At 64.3% G+C, this 26,375-nt stretch carries 22 protein-coding genes; 17 read left to right on the top strand and 5 right to left on the bottom strand.

All coding sequences use genetic code 11. The annotated features are described in order from the left end of the window. Nucleotides 1-44 precede the first annotated feature (44 nt). From ACLLJI_RS02980 to ACLLJI_RS02970, 3 genes are all read left to right on the top strand, one after another. Nucleotides 45-1,064, top strand: coding sequence for an aliphatic sulfonate ABC transporter substrate-binding protein (locus tag ACLLJI_RS02980; protein ID WP_434617749.1), 1,020 nt, complete (start codon nt 45-47; stop codon nt 1,062-1,064). Between the two features lie 8 nt (nt 1,065-1,072). Next, complete coding sequence (locus ACLLJI_RS02975) at nt 1,073-2,629, top strand: sulfatase-like hydrolase/transferase (protein ID WP_434617747.1); 1,557 nt, start codon at nt 1,073-1,075, stop codon at nt 2,627-2,629. A 150-nt stretch (nt 2,630-2,779) separates the two neighbouring features. Continuing rightward, entirely contained in the window at nt 2,780-5,155 is a 2,376-nt protein-coding gene (locus tag ACLLJI_RS02970; protein ID WP_434617744.1) for a polysaccharide lyase 8 family protein, read from the top strand. Between the two features lie 82 nt (nt 5,156-5,237). Here ACLLJI_RS02970 and ACLLJI_RS02965 read toward each other — a convergent pair whose 3' ends face one another. The 3 genes from ACLLJI_RS02965 to ACLLJI_RS02955 are packed head-to-tail and all read right to left on the bottom strand — an operon-like array spanning nt 5,238 to nt 9,569. Continuing rightward, nucleotides 5,238-7,361, bottom strand: coding sequence for a DUF2264 domain-containing protein (locus tag ACLLJI_RS02965; protein ID WP_434617741.1), 2,124 nt, complete (start codon nt 7,359-7,361; stop codon nt 5,238-5,240). Between the two features lie 31 nt (nt 7,362-7,392). Continuing rightward, on the bottom strand, nt 7,393-8,412 hold the full coding sequence (locus ACLLJI_RS02960; RefSeq protein WP_434617738.1) for a Gfo/Idh/MocA family protein: 1,020 nt from the start codon (nt 8,410-8,412) through the stop codon (nt 7,393-7,395). Beyond that, entirely contained in the window at nt 8,403-9,569 is a 1,167-nt protein-coding gene (locus ACLLJI_RS02955; protein WP_434617735.1) for a LacI family DNA-binding transcriptional regulator, read from the bottom strand. Before ACLLJI_RS02955 ends, ACLLJI_RS02960 begins: the two co-directional genes overlap by 10 nt. Nucleotides 9,570-9,845: 276 nt before the next feature. Here ACLLJI_RS02955 and ACLLJI_RS02950 point away from each other — a divergent pair, with 276 nt between their 5' ends. From ACLLJI_RS02950 to ACLLJI_RS02930, 5 genes are read left to right on the top strand one after another with little or no spacing between them, the layout of a single operon-like run. Next, nucleotides 9,846-11,162, top strand: a complete 1,317-nt coding sequence (locus tag ACLLJI_RS02950; protein ID WP_434617732.1) for an ABC transporter substrate-binding protein — start codon at nt 9,846-9,848, stop codon at nt 11,160-11,162. After that, nucleotides 11,162-12,142: a carbohydrate ABC transporter permease gene (locus ACLLJI_RS02945; RefSeq protein ID WP_434617729.1), complete on the top strand. Its 981-nt coding sequence runs from the start codon at nt 11,162-11,164 to the stop codon at nt 12,140-12,142. Before ACLLJI_RS02950 ends, ACLLJI_RS02945 begins: the two co-directional genes overlap by 1 nt. Nucleotides 12,143-12,150: 8 nt before the next feature. Beyond that, nucleotides 12,151-13,116 (top strand): carbohydrate ABC transporter permease, encoded by a 966-nt coding sequence (locus ACLLJI_RS02940; protein WP_283558442.1) that lies wholly within the window; start codon nt 12,151-12,153, stop codon nt 13,114-13,116. A gap of 47 nt (nt 13,117-13,163) precedes the next feature. Continuing rightward, nucleotides 13,164-14,531, top strand: a complete 1,368-nt coding sequence (locus ACLLJI_RS02935) for a sulfatase family protein (RefSeq protein ID WP_434617724.1) — start codon at nt 13,164-13,166, stop codon at nt 14,529-14,531. Beyond that, a complete protein-coding gene (locus ACLLJI_RS02930; protein ID WP_434617721.1) occupies nt 14,524-15,867 on the top strand; it encodes a sulfatase family protein in 1,344 nt (447 codons plus the stop codon). Before ACLLJI_RS02935 ends, ACLLJI_RS02930 begins: the two co-directional genes overlap by 8 nt. A gap of 144 nt (nt 15,868-16,011) precedes the next feature. On the opposite strand, the gene ACLLJI_RS02925 is transcribed toward ACLLJI_RS02930, so the two are convergent. Both ACLLJI_RS02925 and ACLLJI_RS02920 read right to left on the bottom strand, forming a co-directional pair. Beyond that, nucleotides 16,012-16,389 carry a VOC family protein gene (locus tag ACLLJI_RS02925; protein ID WP_283558439.1) on the bottom strand — a complete coding sequence of 126 codons (378 nt, stop codon included), beginning with the start codon at nt 16,387-16,389 and terminating at the stop codon, nt 16,012-16,014. A 234-nt stretch (nt 16,390-16,623) separates the two neighbouring features. Continuing rightward, a complete protein-coding gene (locus tag ACLLJI_RS02920; RefSeq protein WP_434617718.1) occupies nt 16,624-17,394 on the bottom strand; it encodes a GNAT family N-acetyltransferase in 771 nt (256 codons plus the stop codon). Between the two features lie 388 nt (nt 17,395-17,782). On the opposite strand from ACLLJI_RS02920, the gene ACLLJI_RS02915 reads away from it, so the two are divergent. From ACLLJI_RS02915 to ACLLJI_RS02875, 9 genes are all read left to right on the top strand, one after another. Beyond that, nucleotides 17,783-18,118, top strand: a complete 336-nt coding sequence (locus ACLLJI_RS02915; protein ID WP_434617715.1) for a metal-sensitive transcriptional regulator — start codon at nt 17,783-17,785, stop codon at nt 18,116-18,118. Nucleotides 18,119-18,161: 43 nt separating this feature from the next. Continuing rightward, nucleotides 18,162-18,392, top strand: a complete 231-nt coding sequence (locus ACLLJI_RS02910; protein ID WP_434617713.1) for a heavy-metal-associated domain-containing protein — start codon at nt 18,162-18,164, stop codon at nt 18,390-18,392. Nucleotides 18,393-18,506: 114 nt separating this feature from the next. Beyond that, nucleotides 18,507-20,822, top strand: a complete 2,316-nt coding sequence (locus tag ACLLJI_RS02905) for a heavy metal translocating P-type ATPase (protein ID WP_434621125.1) — start codon at nt 18,507-18,509, stop codon at nt 20,820-20,822. A 56-nt stretch (nt 20,823-20,878) separates the two neighbouring features. Further along, nucleotides 20,879-21,226, top strand: a complete 348-nt coding sequence (locus tag ACLLJI_RS02900) for an NADH-quinone oxidoreductase subunit A (RefSeq protein WP_434617710.1) — start codon at nt 20,879-20,881, stop codon at nt 21,224-21,226. After that, nucleotides 21,217-22,674 (top strand): hypothetical protein, encoded by a 1,458-nt coding sequence (locus ACLLJI_RS02895; RefSeq protein ID WP_434617707.1) that lies wholly within the window; start codon nt 21,217-21,219, stop codon nt 22,672-22,674. Before ACLLJI_RS02900 ends, ACLLJI_RS02895 begins: the two co-directional genes overlap by 10 nt. Continuing rightward, a complete protein-coding gene (locus ACLLJI_RS02890) occupies nt 22,667-23,605 on the top strand; it encodes an NADH-quinone oxidoreductase subunit H (RefSeq protein WP_434617704.1) in 939 nt (312 codons plus the stop codon). The genes ACLLJI_RS02895 and ACLLJI_RS02890 overlap by 8 nt, the downstream gene beginning before the upstream one ends. A 10-nt stretch (nt 23,606-23,615) precedes the next feature. Beyond that, a complete protein-coding gene (locus ACLLJI_RS02885; RefSeq protein WP_434617701.1) occupies nt 23,616-24,173 on the top strand; it encodes an NADH-quinone oxidoreductase subunit J in 558 nt (185 codons plus the stop codon). After that, entirely contained in the window at nt 24,170-24,475 is a 306-nt protein-coding gene (nuoK, locus tag ACLLJI_RS02880; protein ID WP_283558430.1) for an NADH-quinone oxidoreductase subunit NuoK, read from the top strand. The genes ACLLJI_RS02885 and nuoK overlap by 4 nt, the downstream gene beginning before the upstream one ends. 5 nt (nt 24,476-24,480) lie before the next feature. Further along, on the top strand, nt 24,481-26,373 hold the full coding sequence (locus ACLLJI_RS02875) for a proton-conducting transporter transmembrane domain-containing protein (protein ID WP_434617696.1): 1,893 nt from the start codon (nt 24,481-24,483) through the stop codon (nt 26,371-26,373). Nucleotides 26,374-26,375: the final 2 nt, after the last annotated feature.

The following is a 26,375-nucleotide window of genomic DNA, read 5'->3' as shown; positions in this document are numbered from 1 at the left end:
CCAGCACAGCAATTCACCCTGACCACCGCAACAAGGAGTACCTCATGAGAGCGAACCTTTCCCGCCGTTCATTCGGGCAGCTGGCGTTCGGCGCCGCCGCAACCGCAGCGCTGGCAGGCTGCTCCAAGGCCGATTCCACCCCTGATGCCGCCGGCAAGCGCTCCGTGAGTGAGATCAAGGTCGGCTACATCGCGGACTACAACGGAGCCGGCCTGATGGCCGTCGCTGATCAGGAAAAGCTCTGGGAGAAGAACGGCTTGAAGCCGGCGTACATTCCGTTTACGAATGGGCCGCTGTCCATCCAGGCGCTGGGCACAGGCAACGTCGATGTCGCCTACATCGGTTCCGGTGCGCTCTGGCTGCCGGCATCCGGCAAGGCGGAGATCTGGGCAGTTAACTCTGTTTCCAACGCGGACAGGGTAATTGCGCAGAGCGGTTTCAATTCTCTGCAGGATCTCAAAGGCAGGAAGGTCGGCGTTCCGGCCGGTACATCCGGAGACCAGCTGCTGGGATTGGCGCTGAAAAAGGCAGGACTGAGTAAGTCCGACTTCGACATTGTTTCGATGGATCCCAGCACCGTTGTTTCCGCTTTCGCCGCCGGCCAGATCGATGGCGCCGCCATCTGGTATCCGCTGATTGACACCCTTAAACAGCGCAAACCGGATCTGAAGGAACTCGTCAAAAACGAAGATTTCATCGACGAATTCACCTTCCCCAGCACGTTCGTTGCACAGAGCGGACGGGCAGCCAAGGATGCGGATCTGGCGCAGAGCTTTCTATCCGTGATCAAGGCCGCCAATGATTACCGGCATGAGAACCAGGACAAGACCATCACGGCGACGGCTGCCTTCCTCAAGCTCAAACCCGAAGACATGAAGGCCCAAGCCGGCGTCGCCAAGCTCTTCACCTCAGCGGAGCTTGAGGACCTGACCAAAAATGGCACGGTCGACAAGTGGTTCAGGGCCCTCGAGGAACAGTTCAAGACCGACGGTAAGATCCCCGAAGTCAAGGATCCCAAGTCCTTCTACACCGCGGACGCCTACGTCGCAGCACCGAAGGGCTAAGCCGACCCATGCAGAACACACCTCTCACCGCCGGCCAGACGCCCGGGAAACCACGCAACATTCTTTTTTTGATGACGGATCAGCAACGGACCGATACCCTTGGCTGTTACGGAAATACCACCGGCCACACGCCCCACCTCGACGCTCTGGCTGCACGTGGAACAACGTTCGACCGCGCCTACACCCCCACTGCCATCTGCACTCCCGCCCGCGCCAGCCTGCTGACCGGTCTGCAGCCCTTCGAACATGGGTTGCTGGCCAATTACGAATGGAATTCCGGCCACCGCGAAGAACTGCCCGACGGCAGCCCCACGTTCTCCGCGGCCCTGGCCGAGCAGGGGTACCGGCTGGGGCATGTCGGGAAATGGCACGTGGGGCGGCACCGCGGCCCTGAGTTCTACGGCTTCGAGGGTGTGCACCTGCCCGGAGCGCTGAATGTCTTCGATGACCCGGGCTACACGCGCTGGCTTGCCGTCAACGGCTTCCCTCAGTTCCATATCTCAGACCCGATCTACACCACTCGTGCCGATGGCAGCCAAGGCCACTTAATCGCGGGGGTAACGGACCAGCCGACGGAGGCAACGTTTGAGGCCTATCTGGCGGATCAGACCATCGCCAAGCTCCGGGAGTTCGCCGTCGGCCGTTCCGGCACGCAGACTCCAGGCGTGGACCCTGCCGGCGGGTACCCTGCCGAGCCGTTTTTCCTGTCCTGCCATATCTTTGGACCGCACCTGCCATACCTCATTCCACGCCAGTGGTACGACTTAGTTGACCCGTCCGCCGTCGAGCTCCCCGGTTCTTTCGCGGAGACCTTCAACGGCAAACCCCTGGTTCAGCAGACTTACGCAGACTACTGGTCGACGGATTGTTTCAGTGTGGAGCAATGGAAAAAGATCACGGCGGTCTATTGGGGTTACGTGGCGATGATCGACCACCAGATCGGCAGAATTTTGGCGGTGCTCGATGAACTCGGGCTCACAGACTCCACCGCCGTCATGTTCACGGCCGATCACGGCGAGTTCACCGGCGCGCACCGGCTCAACGACAAAGGCCCCGCCATGTATGAGGACATTTATCGTATTCCTGCCATTGTGGCCGTGCCCGGTGAAGCCGGAAGGCATAATGACGACTTCGTCTCGCTGATCGACTTCACTGCTACCTTCATCGACATCGCCGGCGGCGATGTCAGCGGTATCCGTGGTTCAAGCCTGCTCCCCCTCGCCGCGGGGACCACTCCGGCCGGTTGGCGACAGGACATCCTGTGCGAATTCCATGGACACCACTTCCCGTACGCCCAGCGGATGCTCCGTGATCGCGATTTCAAGTACATCGCAAACCCGGAGGGGCTCGACGAGTTCTATGATCTGCACGCGGACCCGGATGAGCTGAACAACGTCATCAACGTCCCGGCCTACCGGGACAATGTCCGTTCGCTGCGCCGCAATATGTACCGGCAATTAATCGCTCGCGGGGACAAATTCGCCCAATGGCTCGCCTTCGCCGGAGACATTCCGGAAAGCGAGCGGATCCGGCCCGTTACCGCTGTGGAACGGTTCATTACCTGAGGCACGACGACGGCGGGCAGTCTGTGACGGGCCAAATGCGGATTAGGTCTTTATTCCTCGCATCTGAACCGCGTTAGGTTAACTGCATCACAGGCGGGCGACCTTCAGCTCCGACCCCCAAAAGACCCGGCAACGACGATGGGACTCTCCATGGACAGCCAACTTTCACGACGATCATTACTCAAGGGAGCCGGCGCGCTCTCCCTGGCAGCCGCGATCGGTGCGGTATTCACGCCGATGGCCAATGCTGCGGCCACGGCATCCCCCGCTGACTTGGAAGCCCTTCGGCAGCGGTGGGTTGACCAGCTGACCGGGCGCACGGAGATAGTCGCCGGCGACGCCGACTTCACCACGGCCATTGCCGGGTTGGACAAGGCCGTGCAGGCCTCCGTTTCCCTGCTGGTGCCCGGCGCGGGTACGCGCACCCAGGTCTTCAGCGACACTAGCTTTACTGTGGACGCGCAAATAGTCACCGTCTACAAGCGGCTGGCACAGATGGCGACGGCCTGGGCCACCCCGGGTTCGGGGTTCAAGGATGATACTGCCTTGCTGCAGAACATTCTGGACGGGCTGCGGGACAGCCACCGTCTGGTCTACAACGCCGGCCAGGCCGAGTTCGGCAACTGGTGGTCCTGGGAGATCGGCACGCCCAAGTCCCTCACCGACGCCATGTCGATAGTCCGCGACCACCTGACCGACGCTGAGATCGCGGACTACTGCGCCGCCGTCGACCACTTCATTCCGGACCCCACGATGCAGTTTCCGGACAGTCGGGGCAAGGTTCTCTCCGAGGGCGCGAACCGGGTGGACATCTGCCAGGGCATCATTATCCGTTCCATCGTGGGCGGGGACACGGTCAGGCTCGCCGCAGCCATCGCCGCGCTGGTGCCGGTCTGGCAGTTCGTCACCAGCGGCAATGGCTTCTTCCGGGACGGCTCATTCATTCAACACTCCACCATCGCCTACACCGGCACCTACGGCGTGGTATTGCTGGGCGGGCTGGCGAAGCTGTTCTCCCTGCTGGGCGGGTCAACCTATGCGGTGACCGACCCGAGCCGGCAGATCCTCTTCGACCGGGTGGAAGCATCCTTCGCCCCGCTGGTCTATAACGGCCAGATGATGGACGCCGTACGCGGACGGGCCATTTCACGCCAGACCGAGGGCGGCCACGACGACGGCACCGTCACCATCGAGGCAATCCTCTGGCTGGCGCGCGCGGTGGATCCCACCACGGCGGCTCGTTGGCAGTCCATCTGCCTGGGCTGGATCCAGCGCAACACCTACAGCTCCCCGCTCGCAGGGGCCAGCATTGCGCGCACGGCCCTGGTCAAGCAACTGCTCGGGTCCAAAGTACCGGCGGCGCCGGAACCGGTGGGGCACACATTTTTCCCGGCGATGGACCGGGCCGTGCACCGCGGCAATGGCTGGGCATCCGCATTGGGCCTGTCCAGCCGCCGGATGACCTGGTATGAGTGCGGCAACCGCGAGAACAACACCGGCTACCACACAGGCGACGGCATGACCTATGTCTACGGACCGGAGGGAGGAGAGTTCGACGACGCGTTCTGGCCCACCGCCAACCCCAAGCGGCTGCCCGGTACCACCGTGGATGCCACCGTGCTCCCGCCGAAAGTGGAGGGAGAGTGGGGTGCCAAGACGCCGCAGAACGAGTGGACCGGCGGCGTGACCGGAGCCGGGTACGGCGCCGTGGGACAGCACATGATCGCCCCCGGCGGCACCGGGTTGAGTGCGCGAAAATCCTGGTTCTTCAGCCATGAATTCATTGTGGCTCTGGGCTCTGACATTTCCACCGGCAGTTCCGCCAAGGTGGAATCCATCATGGAGCACCGCAACCTTGGCGCCACGGGCACCAACGCGCTGCACATTGACGGCAAACCCGCCGGCACCGTGGCGGGTACTGCGGAAACCCACGCGGGAGCAAAGTGGGCCCATCTGGAAGGTGTTGGTGGCTACCTCTTCCTGGACGAGGCGCCGGTCCAGGTCCTGCGGGAGAGCCGCTCGGGCAGCTGGAAGGACATCAACGCAAATGGCACGGCGCAGCAGCTAACCCGCAACTACGTCACGCTGTACAAAGACCACGGAACCAATCCCCGCGGCGCCAGCTACGCCTATGTCCTGCTGCCCGGGGCCACTGCAGTCGAAACCGCAGCGGCATCGCGGCAGAGCGTGGGCAGCATATTGCGCAATGATGCCGCAGCGCAGGGCATCAAGTTCAGGAATACTACGGCAGTGAACTTCTGGTCGGCCGCCACGGTGGGGAACATAACGGCCGCCGGCCCGGCCTCCGTGCTGGCTTGGGAGACCCCGGACGTGCTCAAGATGGCCGTTTCCGATCCCACCCAGACTGCGGAGAACGTCACGCTAACCATCAGCGGCACCAGGTTCCGGCAGGTCAAGTCGGCGACTGAGGTGACGCTGACCCGCAACTCCAACGGCACGCTTACGCTGGTCATTCCGACGGCGGGCCTGGCTGGTCAATCCGTGGAGCTGCAGCTGAATCCCTGAGGCTGTTCGACTGGACAATAGTTATTCGACAGACCCCCTACACGGTGTCATTGCCCACTTGGCTCAGCCGGCATCGATGACATCAGTGCCAGCGGAAGACGTCCTGGTTCAGCGCATCAGCGGCCCACGGCGTCTCCCGTTGCCACGGCAGCACTCGCGAAGTTCCACGCCACTGCAGCTGCGCGCCATCGTCTGTCCAGCACAACGCGAGGTCCACCGCGGTCCGCGCCAGCGTATCGGCTTCCGCACCCAGGCAAACCAGCCAGGCAATGTGCACGGTATTGGCGGGCAGCGGGCCAAATTCCAGCTGTGGCAGCGCGCTGTGCTCCCCTAACGCGGTGCCGGAGCCGGCCCTGCATTGCCCGTGCACTGCCACCGCACGGTGCACGGTGCGCTCGGGAGCGGCGTCGGTCAAGTCTGTGCGATAAAGGGCGACGGCGGAAGCCAGTCGGGCGGGGAGGCCGCCGGGCGCCGTTCGCCGCCAGCCGGTGACACGGGCCGCCGCCGGGCTTGCGGCGGCTTCGTTCATGGCAGGCCGTTCCGCCCAAACCGCCGTCTCCACTGGCATGTCCGAGGAAATGGCATAGCCGGAAAGCACGGGTTCGCACCCGATAACACCCGTGAGCCTGGCTATCCGCACTTCGATGCGGACGCCCTCGCTCCGGGAACCGGGCCGCTGCCGGTCGGCGTCCTCGTCCAGCACTGTGGTGGCATAGTTAGCTACCACGTCTCGCCCGCCAGCATCGAGGGCGAACGTGCTGGAGCCGCCGTCATACCGCGCCACGCCCCCACGCAGGCCGCGGTGCCTGCTGGTACCGTTGCCCGCCTTGAGGTAAATATCGTTATCCCGCAGCAGCCCGCCGTCAAGTCCGGGCTCAAGCACCGGCACGGTGGCTGTGGAATAGGCGAGCCGCCGGTACAAGCCGTCGTCGCGCTGTGGATGCCCGTCGGAGCCAAAGTTCAGCGCCCGCACCACTCCGTCCGCCATGGAACCGCAGACATGCCACCGCGGGCCGGCCAGCACCACGGAGGTGTTGCCCATTTCCACCGGCAGCGGTTCCTCCGCCGCCGTCCACGCAGGATGGTCCGCCGGCAACAGCAAACCCAGGAACCCCTTGCTGGCCCAGTGCGGTGAGCCAGGGGCGTTGTACGACTGCAAAATGCTGGCGTGGCTGCCATGCCAGCCCAAGCTCAACACACCGTCGGCCGCCGCACCGCGGTCCAGGAAATGACGCAGCACGCCGCTGGCCAGCCTGCGGGTACGCCCCGGAGACACCGTGGTGATCCCCTCCAGTTGCGCCATCCAAAACGGCGCAACCACGCCCCATCTATAGGTCAGCGAGCGCCCCTGCAGCAGCGGGCTGCCATCGGCCCCGAAGAGGTGCTGATAGCCCTGGACAAAGTCAGCCAACCGGGACCGGTATAGCCGGCGCCTGCCTTCGCTCTCGCTTGCACTGTGCAGATTGCCCCGGAGCAGATCCAAAATGACGAACGGATAGAGCTGGAAGGTCCATGCGTTGTAGTGGTCAAACCGGCGCCCGGCTCCGTCCGAATACCAGCCGTCGCCCACGTACCAGTCCTCGATCCGGGCCAGTGCCGCCTCAATCTCGAAGGCATTGTGCGGGTATCCGGTGGCCGCCAGGAATGCCTGGATGGTTGCCGAGAACATAACGTGGTTGTTATCAGCACCGTAGGATCCGCGGCTGCCGCCAAGCCAGGTCGCGATGTTGTCCCGCACCCGCTGCGGCAGTGCGTTCCAGAGCCACGGCCGGCTGAAATGGAGCCCCAGGACGATGGCCGTCGCCTCGACGGTAGGCTGCCCGTGATCCATTAGTGCCGGCCAGCGCTCGTCGGAGTCGGGAGCGGTTCCGGCGTCCAGCGCCAGACTGTACCAGTCAACAATTCCGACGGCGTAGCCCCCCGCACTGCGGGGTCCGGCAGTGCGGCCGCCGGGCTGGTCACCCTGGTTACCCGCCAGGCGCAGCGCTGCCAGCAAGAACGTGCGCGCAAACCCTTCGAGCTGGTCCGTCGCTTCCTGCGCCGCGCTACCCGAAGGTCCGGCAGAGGGAAAACCCACCTTGGCGTGCCGAGGGGAGGAAAAGCGCCGGGCCGCGGTGAGCAGGGAATCCGCCACGGCTTCCCAGTGCGTCCTAGTCCATCCGGTGAAAGCGGATTGTCCGGTGTCCAGCGGGGAATATGAATCCATGACGTATGCTTCGCTTCCCGCCCGCGGCAAGTTAATCAGTCAGCGCCGAGGCTGCGGCCGGCATGACTGCGGGCGAGCCGGCCAGGGCCACGGGGCCGCCGTCCGCCGCCGATTCGTAGGCAGCCAGCACCACTTCCACAATGTGCCGGGCGTGGGCCAAGCTGACAGCCGGCGTTCCGCCTGCCACCACATTGGCAAAGTCCTGCAGTTGCAGCGTAAACCCGGCCTGAATATCCTCAGGCCCTGACTCATGCAGAATGGTAGTCTCTCCATCCCGGCGCAGATACGTGCCCCTGCGCGGGTCCGCCGTGATCACCGCGCGTTCGCACACCACCGTCAGCTCATCGACGTTCCGCGGCATATCTGACACTATCGAAATGGACACCGCCACCTCGTTGGTCAGGCTCAGCTCCATGGTTCCGTCCGTCTCCACCGGGGCGCCGAACCGGTTCACAGTCGTGGCCCGGACGGCGGCCGCGGGCGCCCCGCCAAACCAGAGGCTGCGGTCCAGGCAGTGCCCGCCAATGTTGATGAACGCCCCGCCACCAGACATCGGCCGGTCGAAGAACCAGTCGGACCGGTGGCCCGGCCGGTAATCGGTGCTACGAAAATCGTGCACCATCTGCACCGCACCTAGCTCTCCGGTGGCCAAAGCGCGTTCAACGGCAATCTTTTCCGGCAGGAAATGCTGGATCTGGCCCACCACCAGCTTGACTCCGGCAGCTGTGCAGGCTGCAGCCATGTCGTCACAGTCCGCCAACCTAATCGCCATCGGTTTTTCCACCAGAACGTCCACACTGGCCGCCGCGGCGGCCAGCACCATGTCCTTGTGCAGGCCATGCGGGGTATTGACTATCACCGCATCCACCAGGCCGCTGTCCAGCAGGGCGCGGTAATTGGTGAAGACCGCCGCCCCGTACGGATCCGCCACGGCGGATGCGGTTCCGGGAAGCAGATCGCAGACCGCCGTCAGCTCCATTCCGGCTATCCGGGCCGCTGCCACCGCGTGAAAAGAGGCCACGGCTCCGGCCCCGATGATTCCTATGCGCATGATTTTCCTTCTGTTATCGCCAGTTCGGCATGGGCGCCCACGGCCGCCAGATGCGCCCCGCAGGATTCCCTGATGACAATTCGTGGGCGCAGCCGGATCTGGTGCAGAGGGCATTCCGCGCCCTCGGTCAGCCTGCGCAGCAGCACCTCGGCAGCCAGCCGGCCTACGCGGTGCTTCGGCGGCGCAATAGCCGTCAGCGGAACCTCGGCCAGGTCGGCCAGCTCGTCGTCGTAGGAAACCAGGGCAAGGTCCTCCGGCACCCGCAGCCCAGCCCGACGTGCCGCGGACTCCAGCAGCGTGGCTTCGCGGTCTCCAAAGACCAGCGCTGCTGCGGTCCCCGTGGCCTGCAGCTGCTTTAGCAGGTCTCCGGCCGCGCCGTTCTCCCACTCGGATTTGCTGGCGCTGATGTGCAGAGGCGCAAAGCCAAGATCCTGGGCCGCGCGCAGATAACCGGCGACGACGGCGGCTTCTGTCGGATTGGAGCTGCGGGTCAGCAAGGCCACACTAGGATGACCGAGCCGGTGCAGGTGCGTCACGCCGTCGTACGCTCCGCCCTGATGGTCAGAGCACACATGCTCCGTACGGTCCGCCGGGCCTAGGTCGGTTAAGCTGCGTTCCAGCAACACCACAGGCACCTCCAGGCCCATCAGATGCGCCACCCGGGCGTGCGGATCTTCAATGCCGATCAGCGTGGGCACCAGGATCAGCCCGTCCACGCCAGCATCAATGAGGAATTCAATGCAGCCGTCCTCGCGCGCCGCTTCGTAATTGTAGGTGGACAGCTGCAGTCCCACCCCGGCGGCGGACAGCGCCGATTCGATGCCCTGCAGCACCCGCGGGTAGTACAGCCGCGTGTCCGGCAGCAACACTCCCACGGTGTACCGGGCGCGCTGCCGGGAGGCGCGGCGCTCGGCCACGAAGCTCCCCGCACCCTGGCGCCGCACGACCAGTTCCTGCTGAACAAGTTCCTCAAAGGCGCGGCGCACAGTGGTCAAAGACAATCCGGTCTCCTCCGCAAGCTGCGCCTCAGTGGGCAGCTTAGTGCCCACTGACCAGCTGCCGGCCAAGATCCCGCGCCGCAGCTCATCGGCCAGGTGCTGGAACTTCAGGTCCCGAGAGTCGGCATCCCGGACCCGCCCGGATGCACGTGCTGCCATCAGGTCCTCCCCCGTCCACTAGTTCTGCCGCTCGGCCTGTCCGGATCATTGTGACCGGAGATTAAGAGAGTAATAAAGGAGTACCTGCGGAACATCTGGCGATTCCTATCCTCCTGTCCCCGTTTGAGCACCAAAGGTTAGTGCGACAGAGGAGCGGGGCAGCTCCGTGACTAAGTAGTCTTTCTTGAGTACTCATTGAATCCTATCTTTTACAGCTGTGATAGTCGTCTCACTGGGCCGTATGCCGCGGCTCTAAAAGATCAAGAGGTGATTTGTATGGGCGCAGCAGCCCGCTACATCCGGCCCATGGCCATACTCGCCGGCGCGGTGCTGGCGCTCTCCGCCTGCGGAGGCGGAGCAGGCACTGCAGGCGCAGGCGCAGATTCCACCACCGGCGGTTCGCTGACCTACTGGTCCATGTGGAAGGAAGGTGAACCACAGCAGAAGGTCATTGCCAAGGCCGTCGCGGACTTCACTGCCCAGACCGGCACCGAGGTCAAGGTGCAGTGGCAGGGCCGGTCCAACACTGAAAAACTGGTGCCCGCCCTGAACACCAACAACGTTCCGGACCTGGTCGACGGCCCCTACGCCAAGCTGGCGCCCGTACTGGGAAACACCGGCCAGGCCGCCCCGCTCACCAAGGCTTACGACACCACCGTGGACGGCAAAAAGGTTGCCGAGCTCATTCCAGCCAAATATCTGGCCACGTCCAACATTAAAGACAAGGACGGCAAGCCGTGGATGCTGCCGTACAGCCTGAGCTCCGACGGGATCTGGTTCAACGCAGCAGCCCATCCGGAGCTGGCCGCAAGCGCACCCAAGACATGGGATGACTTCACTTCCGTACTGGACAAACTCAAGGCCAACGGTGAGACTCCGCTGGCGGCCGACGGGGACATTGCCGGCTACAACTCGCTGTGGTTTACCACCGCGCTGATCCGCACCGAGGGGCCCGGCTCCTTCTACAAGCTGGCCTCGGACAAATCCGGTGCCGGCTGGGACAGCCCCGCCGTGCTGGCCGCAGCCAAGCGGGTGGAGAAAATTGTCAACGGCGGGTACCTGATCAACGGCTATGCCGCCAGCAAGTGGCCGGCGCAGCAACAGTTGTGGGCCAGCGGCAAGGCCGCACTGATGCTAAACGGCTCCTGGACACCCACCGAAACCGCCACCTACGCCAGCCCCGGCTTCCAGTACGCCTCCTTCCCCGTCCCCACCATCGATGGCAAGCCCACCTCACAGCGGGCCGACTTCGTAGGGTTCGCAGTGCCGGCCAAAGCCAAGAACCAGAACAAGGCGCAGCAGCTTGCCACGTTCCTCCTGGGCAAGCAGTACCAGGATGCGTACGGCACCGATGCCAAGGTGCTTCCTATTCGTGCCGATGCTGCCATCTCCCCTGAGATGGCTTCCGTGAAGAAGGCCTTGGACACCGCCCCTTCCGTCTACCTGCAGAACGACGGCGTGACCTACCCCGGCTACGTGGAGAAGGTCTTCTGGCCTAAGGATGACCAGCTCTTCCTGGGCAAAACCTCCGCGGACGACTTCGTCAAGCAGATGAAGGATGCACAGATCCAGTACTGGAAGGACAACGGCTGATGTCGGCGGTGGATGCCAACGCCGCAGTGGATACAGTCCTGTTGGCGGACGGTGCCAAGCCGGCCAAGGCCGCCCGACGCGAAGCCGGCAGCAGCATTGATCGTCAACGCAAGAAGCTGCTCATCCCGTTCGTCGGTCCGGCGTTCATCCTCTACACCATTTTGTTTGTGGTTCCGTCCCTCGGAGCCGTGTGGATCAGCTTCCACAGCTGGTCAGGTTCGGGCCCGATGGAATTTGTGGGTGGGGATAACTACGTCCGGGTCTTCAAGGACCCGCTCTTCCTGAAGTCCTTCGGCAATACGTTGCTGCTGCTGTTTGTGGTGGGTATTGCCATCTTTGTGCTGGCCTTCGCCATGTCGCTGGTGCTGCGGGACATGGTGGGCCGCAAGGTGGTGCGCTCGGTGATCTTCTTTCCGCACCTGATCAACGCCCTCGTCTTCGGCGTGCTGGCCGGGTTTATCTTCAACCCCGGCGGAATTGTCAACACGCTGCTGGGACCCCTGGGCGTCCAGGAACCGCCGGCATGGCTGGCGCAGGAGAACATCTTCCCGCTGATCATGGTGACGCTGGTGGCCACCACCACCGGTTACTACACCACCATCCTGATGGCAGGCGTGGACCGGATTCCGCCTTACTACTACGAGGACTGCGCACTGGCCGGCGCAACCGCCTTCCAGCGTCTGCGCTACGTGATCCTGCCGTTGACCTGGGATGTGTTTGGTACGTGTGCGGTGCTGTGGACCATCTCCTCGGTGAAGATCTTTGAAATCATCTGGGTCTTTGGCGGCAGCAGCGGAGCGGGCATTCCGCCCACCCAAAGCTGGACCACGGCCGTGTACACGTACGTCACCGCATTTTCCGGCCAGTCAACGCCGTCCTACGGGGCTGCGACGGCATCGGCAGTGATTTCACTGGCCCTGGTTTCCGTCCTGGTAGTGGTGCTGCGCCGCGCAATGCGCCGCGACGCCGTCGAATTTTAGGAGCAGCCATGTCTACTCTGAACAAACCCGCCTCCCGTACAACAATGCGCCGCAGTGCCAAGACTGCGGCCACCGGAGAATCGGGACCACCGAAGCGCCCGCGGAAAAGTGCCAGCGGCACCGCCAGCAGCCCTGCCCTGCGCGCGGACCGCAGTCCGCTGCGAACCGTCGGCATAGTGGTGCTCTGGCTGATCGTGGCCCTGAGCATTGTGATGCTGTTGTGGATGCTGATGCAGGCCTTCCGGGACACCCGCTCCATTCTCAGCGATCCGTGGGGACTGCCAACGTCACTGGCACCGGATAACTTCGTCCGCGCCTGGACGGTGGGCGACTTCGCCACCGCCACCTTCAACAGCGTCATCACCACAGGGGTGTCGTCCCTGCTTACCGTGGCGCTGGCAGCTCCCGCAGCTTACTACCTCAGCCGGGTGGCGGGACGCTTCACGCAGGGGCTGACCATGTACTTCATTCTGGGTCTTGGCATCCCGGCGCAGGTGATCCTGATTCCGCTGTTCGTGATGCTGAACCAGGTGTACCTGACGGACAGCCTGATCGGATTGAACCTGGTGTACATAGGCGTCTCGATGCCGTTCACCGTGTTCCTGCTGACGGCCTTTTTCCGTTCGCTGCCGCTGGAAATGGAGGAGGCGGCCGCGCTGGATGGTGCTTCGGCACTGCGGACGTTTGTGCGGATCACGTTGCCGCTGGCCAAGGGCGGCATCCTCACCGCGTTTGTGCTGGAGGTGATTTCGCATTGGAACGAGACTTTGCTGGCCCTGACTCTGATCCAGTCCACCGAAAAGTACACCCTGCCGGTAGCGCTGATCTCTTTCGTGCAGCAGCAAACCTACTCCGGGGCAGACTGGGGTGGTCTCTTTGCGGGACTGTGCATTGTGGTCCTGCCGATGCTGATTATCTACATTTGGCTGGGCCGGCGCCTCACCGAGGGCCTGACCCTGGGGATGGGCAAGTGACGCTGGGCTGGCGGGGAACGGCATCTCCTGGCCTCCGTCGGCCCAGCGTGCTGTTTATTATCTCCGACCAGTTCCGGGCCATGTGCCTGGAACCGGACGGGGATCCCGTGCGGACACCAGCCCTGGATGCGCTCGCGGCACAGTCCGCCGTGCTGACCAACGCGGTCAGCAACTACCCCGTCTGCAGCCCACACCGGGCCATGCTGGTGACCGGACAGCCGCCGCACGAAAACCACGTTCCGCTGAACGTTAATTCCGGGACCGCCCCCGAGGTGGGGCTGCGCCCCGGGGCGCCCAGCTGGGCGCAGGTGCTGCGGGACGGCGGCTACCGCACGGGGTATATCGGCAAGTGGCACCTTGCGGCGCCGACGGCCGCGGACGCCATTCATGGCCGGGGTCCGCTGGAGGACGGCAGGTACTGGGACGCCTACTCGCCGCCCAGCCACCGCTTTGGCTTCGAGTTCTGGCATTCGTACGGCTGCAATGACCAGCACCTGACCCCGCATTACTGGGTGGGGAACGCGCCGCGGGAGCGGCGGACCAACATCAACCGGTGGTCCGCTGCGCACGAAACGGACGTGGCGCTGGAATTCCTGGCCGGGGCCAGGGCCGGGGCGGCCCCCTTCGCCCTGGCCGTTTCCTTCAATCCACCGCACCAGCCGTTCGATGAACTGCCGCCCGGCTACGCCACGGACTATGCGGCCCTGCCGGCCGGACAGCTGCTGAACCGGCCCAACGTGGACCTCGCCTCCTCCATTGGCCGGGAGGCTGCCGCCATTGCCCCGCTGTATTACGCAGCAGTGACGGCCATCGACGAACAGGTGGGCAGGCTGCTGGATGCGTTGGCGGAACTGGATCTGGCCCGAGACACCATAGTGGTCTTCACCTCAGACCACGGCCAGCAGATGGGCAGCCACAACCTGCTGTACAAGAACGTCCCTTATGAGGAGTCCATGCGGTTGCCCTGCCTCATCCGCTGGCCGGGGCATATTGCTCCCGGCCAGCAGCCGGCACTGTTCTGTTCGCTGGACATCGCGCCCACGCTGCTGGGCCTGACCGGTTTTGCAGATTCCAAACCCGTGCAAATGCGCGGCACTAATCTGGCCCCGGTGCTGCTGGGTGCGGCGGAACCGGACACGGAGGCCGCGGCAACCTATTACTGTTATCCGTTGCATCCCACCGACCAGGACATCCGCGGCCTGCGGACCAGCACCAACAAGTTCATTGCCCGGCTGTCCGCGGGCGATGGGCTGGTAACCGAGTGCTATGACCTGCGCAAGGATCCCTATGAACTGGTCCCGGTACTGGACCCAGATGTGAACAGTTTGTGGGCTGCCCGATTGGTTGCTGAACTGCAAACCGCCGGGGACGATTGGATGGGCCTTAGTGCATTAAAGGAGCTGGCCAATGCCTGAGGACCTGCCCAACATCCTGCTGATCATGGCCGATCAGTTCGCAGCGCACGTGCTCGGCAAGGAGGCGGGAGAACATGAACACTTTTCCACCCCCGCGCTGGACCGCCTCGGCGCCGACTCCACCAGGTACACCCGTGCCTACACCAGCTTTCCGCTCTGCGTCCCCGCCCGTAGTTCCATGCTGACGGCAAAGTACCCGCACCGGCTGGGGATCGACGGCAACGGGCGCGAATTCCTCTCAGACGCAGACCGGAACGAGGACGAGCCCGGCCGTGGCCCACACAGCCTGGGGCACTGGTTCGCCGAACACGGCTTCGATTGTGCCTACGCCGGGAAATGGCACGCACGCCAAGCCAGCGCGCAAGCCTCCGACGGCTTCGCGCCCATCCACGATTTCGGTGACGAAGGACTGGTCAGATCCTGCACGCAGTGGCTGGCAACGCGCCGGTCCTCGAAGCCGTTTCTATTGGTCGCTTCCTTTGACGATCCGCACACCATCTGCGAGCACGCTCGGCTTCAGCCACTCCCCTACGGTGATGTTGCGGCGTCGCCGTTGGATGATTGCCCTCCGCTGCCGGAAAACTTCCCCCGCGCCCCGTTCGCCGCGCAGGCGCCGCAGGAGGAATACGCCGCGGCTGCCGCCAAGTATGGCACGACAGCATACACAGCCGAGGATTGGCGCCGCTACCGTGATGTATATGCACAACTGGTGTCCAGGGTAGACGAACGGATCAACACTCTGCTCAGTGCCGTGGATTCTGAGCCCGGGAACACCATCGTCGTCTTCATTAGCGACCACGGCGACGGGGACTCCTCGCACGGCTGGAACCAAAAATCGGCCCTCTTCGAGGAGTGTATCCGAGTCCCGTTCCTGCTGCGCGTTCCTGACCGGCCAGCCGGACGCATCGATACCCCGGTCGCCGCGGTGCTGGGTCTGCTGCCCACCCTGTGCGAGGCGGCAGGCATAGCCGCTCCCCCTGGTCTGGACGGGTCGAGCGTGCTGGCCCCTGACGCCCGCCCCGTGTTCATCGAAACCAAGTTCGACGGCGGCAGCGAACCTGCGACGACGGGCCGGGCAGTGATCCACGGCCGTTACAAATACGCCGTATATAACTGGGGCAAATGGCGTGAACAGCTTTTCGACCTCGAGGCTGACCCCGGGGAACGACGGAACCTCGCCGTCGAAGGAAGGTTCGACGACGTGCTGGAACGGATGCGCTCGCTGCTGCTTCACTGGTGCTTGGAAACCGTGGATACTGCCTTTCTGAAACGGCTGGTCAGGCCCGCGGCTGCTTCCGAGGAGCTGCGCCGGCAAATCTTCGAGGTGCCGTACTAGCATTCCGGGTGCTGTGTCCGGCAGTCGCATGTTGGCGCCGTCTGAAGGGCACTTTTCGCCGGGTCGTTACGGCAGAGCTCACCTGCCAATTTGGACATTGTCGACGGCGGCGGTAGCCGTCACGGCGCGGGAACCAGCCCGCAATTAGCGAAGCTTAAGGTCCTGAACGGTGCGGGACAATAAACAGAATTCATTTCCTTCTGGATCTGCCAGCACCACCCAACTCACATCCGGGCCCTGGCCGACGTCGGCCCGGCTGGCTCCCAGCGCAAGCAGCCTGTCCAGCTCCTCGGACGTCGTCGTACCGTCCGCGCGAAGGTCAAAGTGCAGGCGGTTTTTCCCGCCCTTGCCCTCAGGAACTTGAAGGACATCGATTGTTGGCCCACTTCCGTCCATGGGCGCGATGCTGATGCCGCCCGGATCTTCGTCCGTGCTCTTCCAGCCCAGCACAGCGCACCAAAAGTCGGCGACCTTCCGTAGGTCTTGGGCATCAATGGCTATCGTGGCAAGTCGACTGGTCATGACTGTATTCTCGGCAGGTTTCCGTATGGAAGCAAGAGTCATCTCTCCTAACGACGGCAACCATCCGCTTTCAGTGGTCAAGCAACGCCGGCCACGCTAAATCAGCGCCCGGAACAGACCCAGATATCGGATCGCCGCCCAGTCTTCCGAAGCCAAGCGGCGACGGAGGAGACTGCATAAACGGGAATGATCGCCGCCGTCGCCATCCAGCCCTACGGACCGGCCAGCAGTATCTTAAGCGGTCAGCACCAAGCGCCGCTTGATAATGCAATAGCCCGCCCGCTCGAACGCAGCCAGCATCGGTGCATTGTCCAAATCCGTAGTCCCTACAATCCGTGGGACACCCGAAGCTGCATGCACACGGGTAATTTCGCCCAGCAGCTCATGGATGTATCCGTGGCCGCGCTGGTCCGGATAGACCCCGACGTAGCTCACGCTCGCATCGTAGGCGGTGCGTGTCGGGATGATGAACCCGATGGGAGTCCCGGATGGTACAAACGCCAGTCGCCAGGCCGCCCTCTCGCCCGGCAGGGAGAGATAGAATTCCAGATCGTCCTGCGCTTGTCCGTGCGGTCCCATGATGGCCAGATTGTTCTTGGTCTGGGCATCCAGACTACCTTCGGCTGCGCGGGCAAAGGCGGTCTTAAACTCCTGGTCAGTTCCTGTCCTGTAGTCCAAATCGTGTACGGGAACAGGCAGGACTGTCCCGGGAGTCCATTCGAAATTCACCCGCTCAATAAAACTCTCCAGCCCGGCGCATTCAGCGGCGCGGCGGCGCCACGCTACGGCTTCCATCGCCCTCGGATCCTCGTGCCACCCAACGGCAACGTCGATTGTATAGTCAGGCAACGTCGTCGCCCCCGCTGCCTTGAAGGCTTCATGTCCCGCTTTGAGCAGGCCTGCAGCGAGCTCCTCGGGTTGATTGACGGAAGGCTTTACCAGCAGACAATCAAGTGCAACAGGATGGTCTGCTCCGGAAGGTGCCCACCAAATCGCCCGAGCCATTGGGTATCCGCTGGCCTCTGCGATCCAAGTCCAATGATCGCGGTAGTTATTCGTAGCCAGTTCGCGCCGGTACCGCCCGGCATCAGTCCACCCCACGGGCTCGGCATTAGCAAAAGTCAAAATGGTGTCGAGGTCGGCACTGTTCGAAGATCGAAACATAGGAAAGCGTCCTTCACAAGAGAGTGGAGGCGCTTCTCGCCCAGCTAAGCCATGGGCTCGGGCAGCGAGAGAAGCGCCGAACAACGGACATCACGGCAAAGCCTCCTTTCGCTTAGAACGCATGGGCGTCTGAGATAAAACCCTAAGACATGTGGCCCCTCGACGCACCCTCTCGACATATACCCTCTGGGGGTATATTCTCGAAGCAGAGTTCAGGGAAGGAACCATCATGAGCGACACCACCACGAGCGAGACGGTCGACCAACACCTCGACCACGGCTACACCACCGACAAGGATGCGTACCTGCGCCGGCTAAAGCGGATTGAAGGGCAGGTCCGCGGAATCGCCCGCATGGTGGATGAGGACAAATATTGCATCGACATCCTCACTCAGGTGGCGGCAATTAATAAAGCGCTTCACGCATTGAGCCTTGGTTTGATCGAAGACCACATAGCTCATTGCGTCGTGGGCGCGGCCGCCGAATCGGACAAAGCCGGGGACCCGGAGATTGTCCAGGCAAAGGTCAAGGAAGCCACCGACGCGATCGGCCGCCTTTTGCGCTAGCGCTACCAGTAACACCGATGAATACCGGCAAGAAGGAACCATCATGAACGCCATCACCACCACCGTCAGCATTTCCGGCATGACCTGCGGGCACTGCGTCTCGGCGGTCACCGAAGAACTCAAGTCCCTCAAGGGCGTCGAAGACGTCAGCGTTGATCTGACGGCAGGCGGGATTTCCACCGCCACCGTGACGTCTCATTTGACCATTTCACCGCAAGAAATCAGCGAAGCTGTCGCCGAGGCCGGGTACCTGGTCGTCGCCAACGAGGCGTAACCAACTGCTTCACCCAGTCGCGCACTTGCCACCACTGCCGAAGGATGCCCTGTGAGTACCGAAAACCTGCTTCACCAACCGCTGACGCGGATCATTGAACTCGACATCGAGGGCATGACTTGCGCTTCCTGTGTCGGCCGTGTGGAACGCAAGCTGGGGAAGCTCGACGGCGTAACGGCGGCTGTGAATCTACCGCTTGAATCGGCGCGGGTCACCGTCCCGGACGGTTTGACCGATCAGCAGATTGTCGACACGGTGAATGCGACTGGGTACAAGGCCACGCTCAAGGGCGTACCGCATAGGGCGAGCGCGACGGACGACGGCGGCGCAACTTCGGATGTCCACGCGGCCGCGGGCGCACTTGGTCGGTCACCGGTTTCGGCCGCTGGCGGGCTTAGTCGGTCACCGAAAACAGGCCTTGGTCGATCACCGGAAACAGGTGCCGGGACCCCTGCGCGCACCGCTGCGGAGCAGCTGCGGCCACGGCTGCTCCTGGCCGCAGGGCTGAGCGTGCCGGTCTTCCTGATTTCCATGTTTCCCCCTCTGCAGTTCGCCAACTGGGGGTGGGTGGTCGGCGTACTCGCCTTGCCCGTGGTGACCTGGTCGGCCTGGCCGTTCCACCGCGCAGCCGCCGTCAATGCGCGCCACCTTGCTTCCACCATGGATACCTTGGTCTCCCTCGGTGTGACGGCCGCGTATTTGTTTTCGGCCGTCACACTCGCCGCCGACCCGGCGCTGACTGCCCAACCCGAAATGGGCTCCCACGCTGAACTGTATTTTGAGGTGGCCTCCATCGTGGTCACCTTCCTGTTGCTGGGCCGCTATCTGGAGGCGAAGGCCAAGGCGAAGGCCGGCGACGCGCTCAAGGCCCTGCTGAGTCTGGGTGCTAAAGATGCCACGGTGATTCGCGAGGGCGCCGAGGTCAAGGTTCCGGCCGGAGAGCTCATGGCAGAGGACATCTTCGTAGTTCGGCCAGGTGAAAAGATTGCCACTGATGGCATCGTCGTCGAGGGCCGTTCCGCCGTCGACGCCTCCCTGATCACCGGCGAATCGATGCCGGTCGACGTGGACGTGGATGACACGGTCACCGGCGCCACGATTAATACGTCCGGACGGCTGCTGGTCAAGGCCACCCGCGTGGGCAGCGAAACGACGCTGGCCCAAATGGGACGTCTGGTCAGTCAGGCCCAGTCCGGCAAGGCACCGATCGCCCGGTTGGCGGACCGGATCAGCGCCGTCTTCGTACCGATCGTGCTCGGCCTCGCCATCCTGACGTTTGTCCTGTGGCTGCTGCTCAGCGGCGACATCCAGAGCGCCTTCACCGCCGCCGTCGCCGTCCTGGTCATCGCCTGTCCCTGCGCCCTCGGACTGGCCACGCCGGTCGGCCTGCTCACGGGGACCGGTCGCGGCGCGCAGCTGGGTATTCTGATCAAGGGACCGCAGGTTCTGGAAGACACTCGCACGGTCGATACCATCCTGTTGGATAAGACCGGCACCGTTACCCACGGCAAACTCGCCGTCACCCGCACCATCGCGCTGGGTCAGCGCGGGGAAGCCGAGGTGCTGCATCTGGCGGGATCTGTCGAAGCCGCCAGCGAGCATCCGATCGCCCGCGCCATCGCGGCCGCAGCCGCGGGAGGACCGTCAGCCGCGCCGGGAGCGGCAGCAGGCCTCGCTGCGGTGACCGGGTTCGAGTCGGCTCCCGGCGGTGGCGTCCGTGGCGCGGTTGACGGGCACATCGTGGTGGCCGGGCGGGCAGGTTGGCTTGGCGAAAATGGGATCGCGACCACTCCTGCCCAGCAGGACACGCTGCTAAATGAGGAGCAGTCGGGCGCCACCGCCATCTGGGTCGCCGTGGACGGAACCCCGGAGGGCATCATCAGCCTTGCGGATACCATCAAGGACGGATCAGCGGCCGCCATTGCCCGGCTCAAGACGCTGGGCTTGCGGCCTATCCTGCTCACCGGAGACAACGCCGCCGCCGCCGCGCAGGTGGCCGCCGCCGTCGGCATCGCGCCGGAGGATGTCTATGCCCGGGTGCTGCCGGAAGGGAAGGTCGACGCCGTCAAGCGCCTCCAGGCCGAAGGCGCCACGGTGGCGATGGCCGGGGACGGAGTCAATGACGCAGCAGCGCTTGCGCAAGCCGATCTGGGGATCGCGATGGGATCCGGCACGGATGTTGCGATCCAGGCCGCGGACCTGACGGTGATGGGTAATGATCTCGCGCAAGTGGCGCAGGCCATCGAGCTGTCCCGCAAAACCCTCGGCACCATCAAGACAAACCTCTTCTGGGCATTTTTCTACAACGCCGTCGGCATCCCGGTCGCCGCGCTGGGGCTGCTGAATCCGATGATTGCCGGCGCGGCGATGGCTGCCAGCTCGGTATTGGTGGTCACGAACTCGCTGCGGCTGCGGCGGTTCGGGAAATAAGACTAGTCTGAGCAGCACCCGGACCCGGCAGCCGATCTTCAGGAGGCGATGACGACGTGGAATTCGGACTGGCTCTGATGGCTCTGGCCATAGCCGTGGCAGTCATCCTGGCGGCCTGTGCCATTTCGGCATCCGTGCGGGTGGTCAGCAAACCTCTGGTCCGCGAGCCGTTCCTGTCCGGCATGACGCCGAGCGAGCATGCGGTATCGCGGTACCACGTGCGCTGGTACACGGTGGCGGTGCTCTTCCTGGCCTTCGATATGGAGATGGTTTTCATGTATCCATGGGTGCTGGTGGTCGGCCGAATGGGAGCTGGCGCGGTCGTGGAAATGTTCACTTTTCTCGCCGTGCTGTTCGCCGCCGTTGTGTATGCATGGCGGGAAGGAGCCTTCCGGTGGAGCTGATCGCCCGGCTGCTCGCCCTCGGCGTGCCGCACCCCTTCCTGATGACTACGCCCGGTTCCACGTCGGTGCGGCTGGCCGTCGAAAAATTGGTCCGCGAGCGCGGCTGGTCCGAGGCGCTGAGCCCCGCGGACGCGGACATGCTCGTGCTGTGCGGCCAGGGCGGCCCGGAATTCAACAAGGCGGCCGGGCGGGTTTGGGAGCAGCTGCCAGCACCCCGGACCAGGATAGTGATCTCTGCCGCGCAAGCCGCCTCCGACTGCTTGGACGCGGCCGCCGCGGCGCTCCGGGATCTGGAGGGGTTTCGTCGGCTCGAAGCCGACCGGTCCGATGTCGCTCCGATGGCTGCCGAGCCGATGAACAAGGACGACGGCGGCGGCCCGGCCATGAGCGGACACGCAGACAGCGAGACGGCAACGTCGGATACTGGCTCGGACTCGGACATGTCCGGCATGGATATAGCCGGCTCAGAATCAAACATGTCCGGTATGGATATGGACATGGAACTGCCGGGAGGTCTGCCCATGGCGGACCGCGGGGCTGACCGCGACGGGTTAAAACTCGATCAGCTCCATCTGGTGCTAGGACCCGCACTACCGGATTGGCCAGCAGGGCTGGTGGTCCGGCTGGTCCTGCAAGGTGACGTTGCCCAATGTGCGGAGATCTCCGTGCTGGCCGGCGGCACGGATGGCCGGGCGATCTCCTCCTTCTGGGCGGACCTGCTCGGTGGGGCCGCGCAGTCGGAGCAGACCGGACACCTCGAACTCGTCAGCGCGGCCGCGGCCGCGGATTCGCTGCAGCGGTTCTTGAGCGTGGCCGGTTGGCAATCCGCTGCCCGCACGGGACGGCGGTTGCGCGATGGACTGCTCGAAGCCGCCGTGACAGATTCTTCTTCGACTGACACTGCTTCGACCGGCACTGCCGTGACGGATGCCGCCCGAGCCGACTATGCTGCCAGGCGGCACACGCTTTATCCCCAATGTCGGCGCTGGCTGCGCACAGTGCGGCGTTCGCGGTTGCTGCGCTGGTCAATAGCGGGTCTCGGGCACCTGGATAACGGCGTGTCGTCGTGCTTGTGCGGCGACGTCACAGCAAGGGTGCTGCGCTGGATGGACGACATTTCCATTGTGCTCGATCCCGCATCCGGAGCTGCCGGGGACGAGGTCTTGGCTCTGGGCAGGGCCCCGGACCCCGGTCAGTCCACGTCCGTTCCGGACCCCGGGTCACTCTTGGCCAGCCGCGCTGCGACCGCCCGGGTGGCGTTGACCGCCTTGCCTCAATTGCTCGCGGGTCAGGAACTGGCGGCGGTTCGTCTGATTGTCGCCTCTCTGGATCCCGACATCGAAGCGCTGCAGGCACAGGCAGCGGGGCTGGAGCAGTCCCCTCCGCTGTCCCCTGAGGTGCCGTCCGGACAGACACCTGTGCAGTCTCATGGGCAGTCGAATGATTAGCGCGCTGCTGTGGAACATCATCCTCGGCTTCGTTTTCCTGGGGGTCCTGGCCTACGCTGCTGCAGCCTGGTCAGCGTTCCTGAGCGCCCGCGAAAGCGGAACCTCGCCGGTGGCCGCGCTGGCGGGGCCTGGCCGGGAGACCGCCCGGCTGCTCATCCGTCAACGCAGCATCACCCCCGGCGCGGACGCCCTGCTCGCCAGGATCGGCACCGGGCTGCTGCCGCTGGCGGCGCTGCTGGCCGTCCTGGTGATCCCGCTGGGACAGCACGCCATCAGTGATCTGTCGGTTGGCGTGGTTTGGTTCAATGCGATGGAAGTGCTGGCCTGGGCCGCGGTATGGATGGTGGGATGGGGATCCAATTCCATCTGGGGCCTAGTGGGAGCCAATCGTTTCCTGGCACAAGGGTTAGCGTACGAACTCCCGCATATGTTCGCGCTGATCACGGCGGCCGTGGGCGCCGGCTCCCTGCGGGTCAGCGACATTGCCGCCGTGCAGGAACAGCCCGGGCACCTGTGGTTCGTGGTGTATATGCCTGCCGCGTTCCTGGTTTTCCTGCTCTCCTTGCTGGCGTTCGCCTTCTTCGGCCCGTTCAATCAGCCGGTGGGCAGGGAAATCGCCGGCGGAGCTGCAGCAGGAATCTCCGGAATCGACAGGTTACTGCTCCTCGCCGGGAGGTACCTGCTGCTGACGGCCGGCGCCGCCATGGCCGTTCCGCTGTTCCTGGGCGGCGGTGCGGGCCCGCTGCTGCCAGCCTGGCCCTGGGTCCTGTTCAAGACGGTAGCCGTTCTGGCAGTCCTGGTCTGGATCGGCCGCCGGGTGCCGGCGGTGCGGATGGAGCGTTTCACCGAGATCAGCTGGCTGGTGCTGTTGCCGCTGACGATTCTCCAGGCGCTGGCAGTATCGATTTTTGTGCTTGTCGGATGGATCTGAGGAGGCAGTGATGCAGACCGTAATTTTCCTCATCTGCGCCGTCGGTGCGGTGGCGGCGGGCATCGCGGTGTTCCGGGTGGACTCGATGGCGCGCGCGACGCTCGCTCTGCTGGCGTCCTTCGTGGTCGCGGCAATCCCCATCCTGCTGCTGGGCCTGTCTTACCTCGGGGCGCTAGTGATACTGATGATGGTGATGGAAATGATGATCATGGCCGTCTTCATGGTCATGTACATGATGAACCCCGCCGGACTCATGCCGATGAAAATGGTCCATAACAACCGCATGTCACTGGTCATTGCCGCCGTCGTCTTCGTCTTGCTCGCGGCCGGCGCCCTCCTCACCCCGTGGCCGTCCGGCGGTCGGGCGACGTCGGACCCTACGCTCGCGCTCGGGATGGACTTGATGGGTCCGCACATGCTGGTGATGATCGTCATCGGTCTGGCACTGTTCGCGACGATGATCGCCGTCGTCGTGCTCTCCACGCATCGCGGCCGTTATGACAGGTTCGGCGATAACCTGCGGCGTCGAACTCCCGATGATCCGGTGCGGGGAGGATTGGGGAAATGATGCTCCAGCTGTTCCTGCTGCTGGCGGCGGCGCTCTTTGCGGTGGGGCTCTACGGGTTGCTGAGCCAGCAGTCCATCGTGATGATCCTGATGGGCCTGGAGCTGGCCATCAACGGCATCATCGTGGCCGCCGCCGCTTTCTGGTTTTTCACCACGGACGCACGCCCGGACGGGCAGGTCCTGGTCCTGCTGGCGATCAGCGTGATGGCGGTGGAGATGGCGATGGGCTTTGCCATCACCACCGCCATTTTCCGCGCCCGCGATGTGGACATGGCTGATTCCGCCTCGGATTTGGCGGGATAACGGGTATGGTCCTGTGGCTGCTGATTCTTCTTCCGGCGCTGGCCGGAGGAATCCTGCTGCTGTCCGGCCGCCGGGCCAACGCCGCCGCTGCACCGCTGGCCGTTGCGGTGGCCGTGGCGCTGCTGGGCCTGGCTGTCGCGGCGACGGTGCTGCGCCCCGCCGTCGAAGTACCCGCGTTGGAAGGCATCCCGGCCGGGCTGGCCGTGGACGGGCTTGCCGCGCTGGCAGTGATGACGGTGTCCGCGATCTTTCTGGCCGTCGTCGTCTTCTCCAGCGCTGACATCGGGCGGCAGGAGGCGAGGGCACGGTTTTTCGGTCTCATGCTGCTTTTCGTTGCCGCCATGCTGATCACGGTCACGTCGACGGAGACTTTGACGCTGCTCGGCTCCTGGGAGGTGATGGGGGCCGTCTCCTATGCGCTGATCGGATACTGGTGGCCGGACGCGGGACGGGTCAAATCCGCAACCCTGGCGTTCATCACCACGCGGACGGCGGATCTGGGGATGTATCTGGCCGCGGGTGCAGCCCTGGCCGGTGGCGCCGCAGGGCTGCGCCTGGATGCCCTCGCCGGGATGCCGAGCGGCTGGCGGGATGTGGCTCTGGCCGGATTGGCCCTGGCCGCCCTGGGGAAGTCCGCACAGCTGCCCTTTAGTTTCTGGCTCTCGCACGCCATGGCCGGACCCTCCCCCGTTTCAGCTCTGCTGCATTCGGCCACCATGGTTGCCGCCGGCGGGTATCTGCTGCTGCGGATCGAACCCGGGATGGCCGCCACCGGATGGTTGGGCGCCGCGGTGGCCTGGATCGGTGCGTTGACCGCGCTGCTGCTGGGCGCCGTCGCCTTCGCGCAGCGAGACCTCAAACAGCTGCTGGCCGCCTCCACCTGTTCGCAGATCGGCTTCATCGTGCTCGCCGCCGGCGCCGGAAGCGTCGTCGGCGGCGGCGCCCAGTTCGTGGCCCATGCAGCGGTCAAATCCCTGCTTTTCCTGGTGGCGGGAGCCTGGCTGAGTTACCTGGGAACCAAGGATCTGCTGGAACTTCGCGGCGTCGCACGGGGAGGTACGCACGGCTCTCTAGGCGGGTACCGGACCGCTGGAATCACCTTCACCATGGGTGTCCTCGCGCTGGGCGGCCTGCCGCCGCTATCCATCTGGACCGCCAAAGACGCGGTCCTCGCCGGCGTTCTGCGGCAATCCCCCGCGCTCTACGTCGTCGGGCTTGCCGCCGCCGCCGTGAGCGCAGCCTACGCGGCTAAGGCGCTGGCCGTGGTCTGGGCAAAGCCGCAACCAGCGCCCGGAAAACGCCGCCGTGCCCTCCCCACCGCCGTGCTGCTGCCGATGCCCGTCCTCGCCGCAGCAGCGGTGCTACTTGGTCTTTTCGGTGTGCCGTCCATCGGGAAATGGTGGCAGGAGTTCCTCGGACTGCCGAAAATCGGCGGCCCGGCGCCGTGGGAACTGGCAGTCTCGGGACTTGTGGCCCTCGCCGTCACCGTATGGATTTATTGCCAGCAAACCCGGCGGCTGGCCGGCGAGGGCACGCTGTTGGGTGTGCCGGCGGCGGGGGTGACGGGCCTGTCGGGTGACTGGCTCGGCCTGGAACACGCCGCGACCGTGCTCATCTCCCGCCCGACCATGGCGCTCGCGGTTTCGCTGGCCCGGTTCGACGACCGGATGCTGGCCCGCAGCGTCGACGCGGCGGCGGTGCTTGTCTTGAAAGCCGCCACGCTCACTGACCTGCGGCTGGAGCGCCGGCTCAGCGGCGCCGTCGGCGGCCTCACCTCAGTAGTGCGGCAGCTGGCGCGCTCCGCCCGCCGTCCGCAGACCGGCCTAATTTACCAGTATTACGCCCAGGCGCTGATTGTAATGACCGTCCTTGCCGTCCTATTCGTCGTCATGAGGTGACC

Origin of the sequence: Arthrobacter sp. A5 (assembly GCF_051131705.1) — a bacterium.
Taxonomy (GTDB): domain Bacteria; phylum Actinomycetota; class Actinomycetes; order Actinomycetales; family Micrococcaceae; genus Arthrobacter_M.
This window is presented reverse-complemented; position numbering and strand designations above follow the sequence as displayed.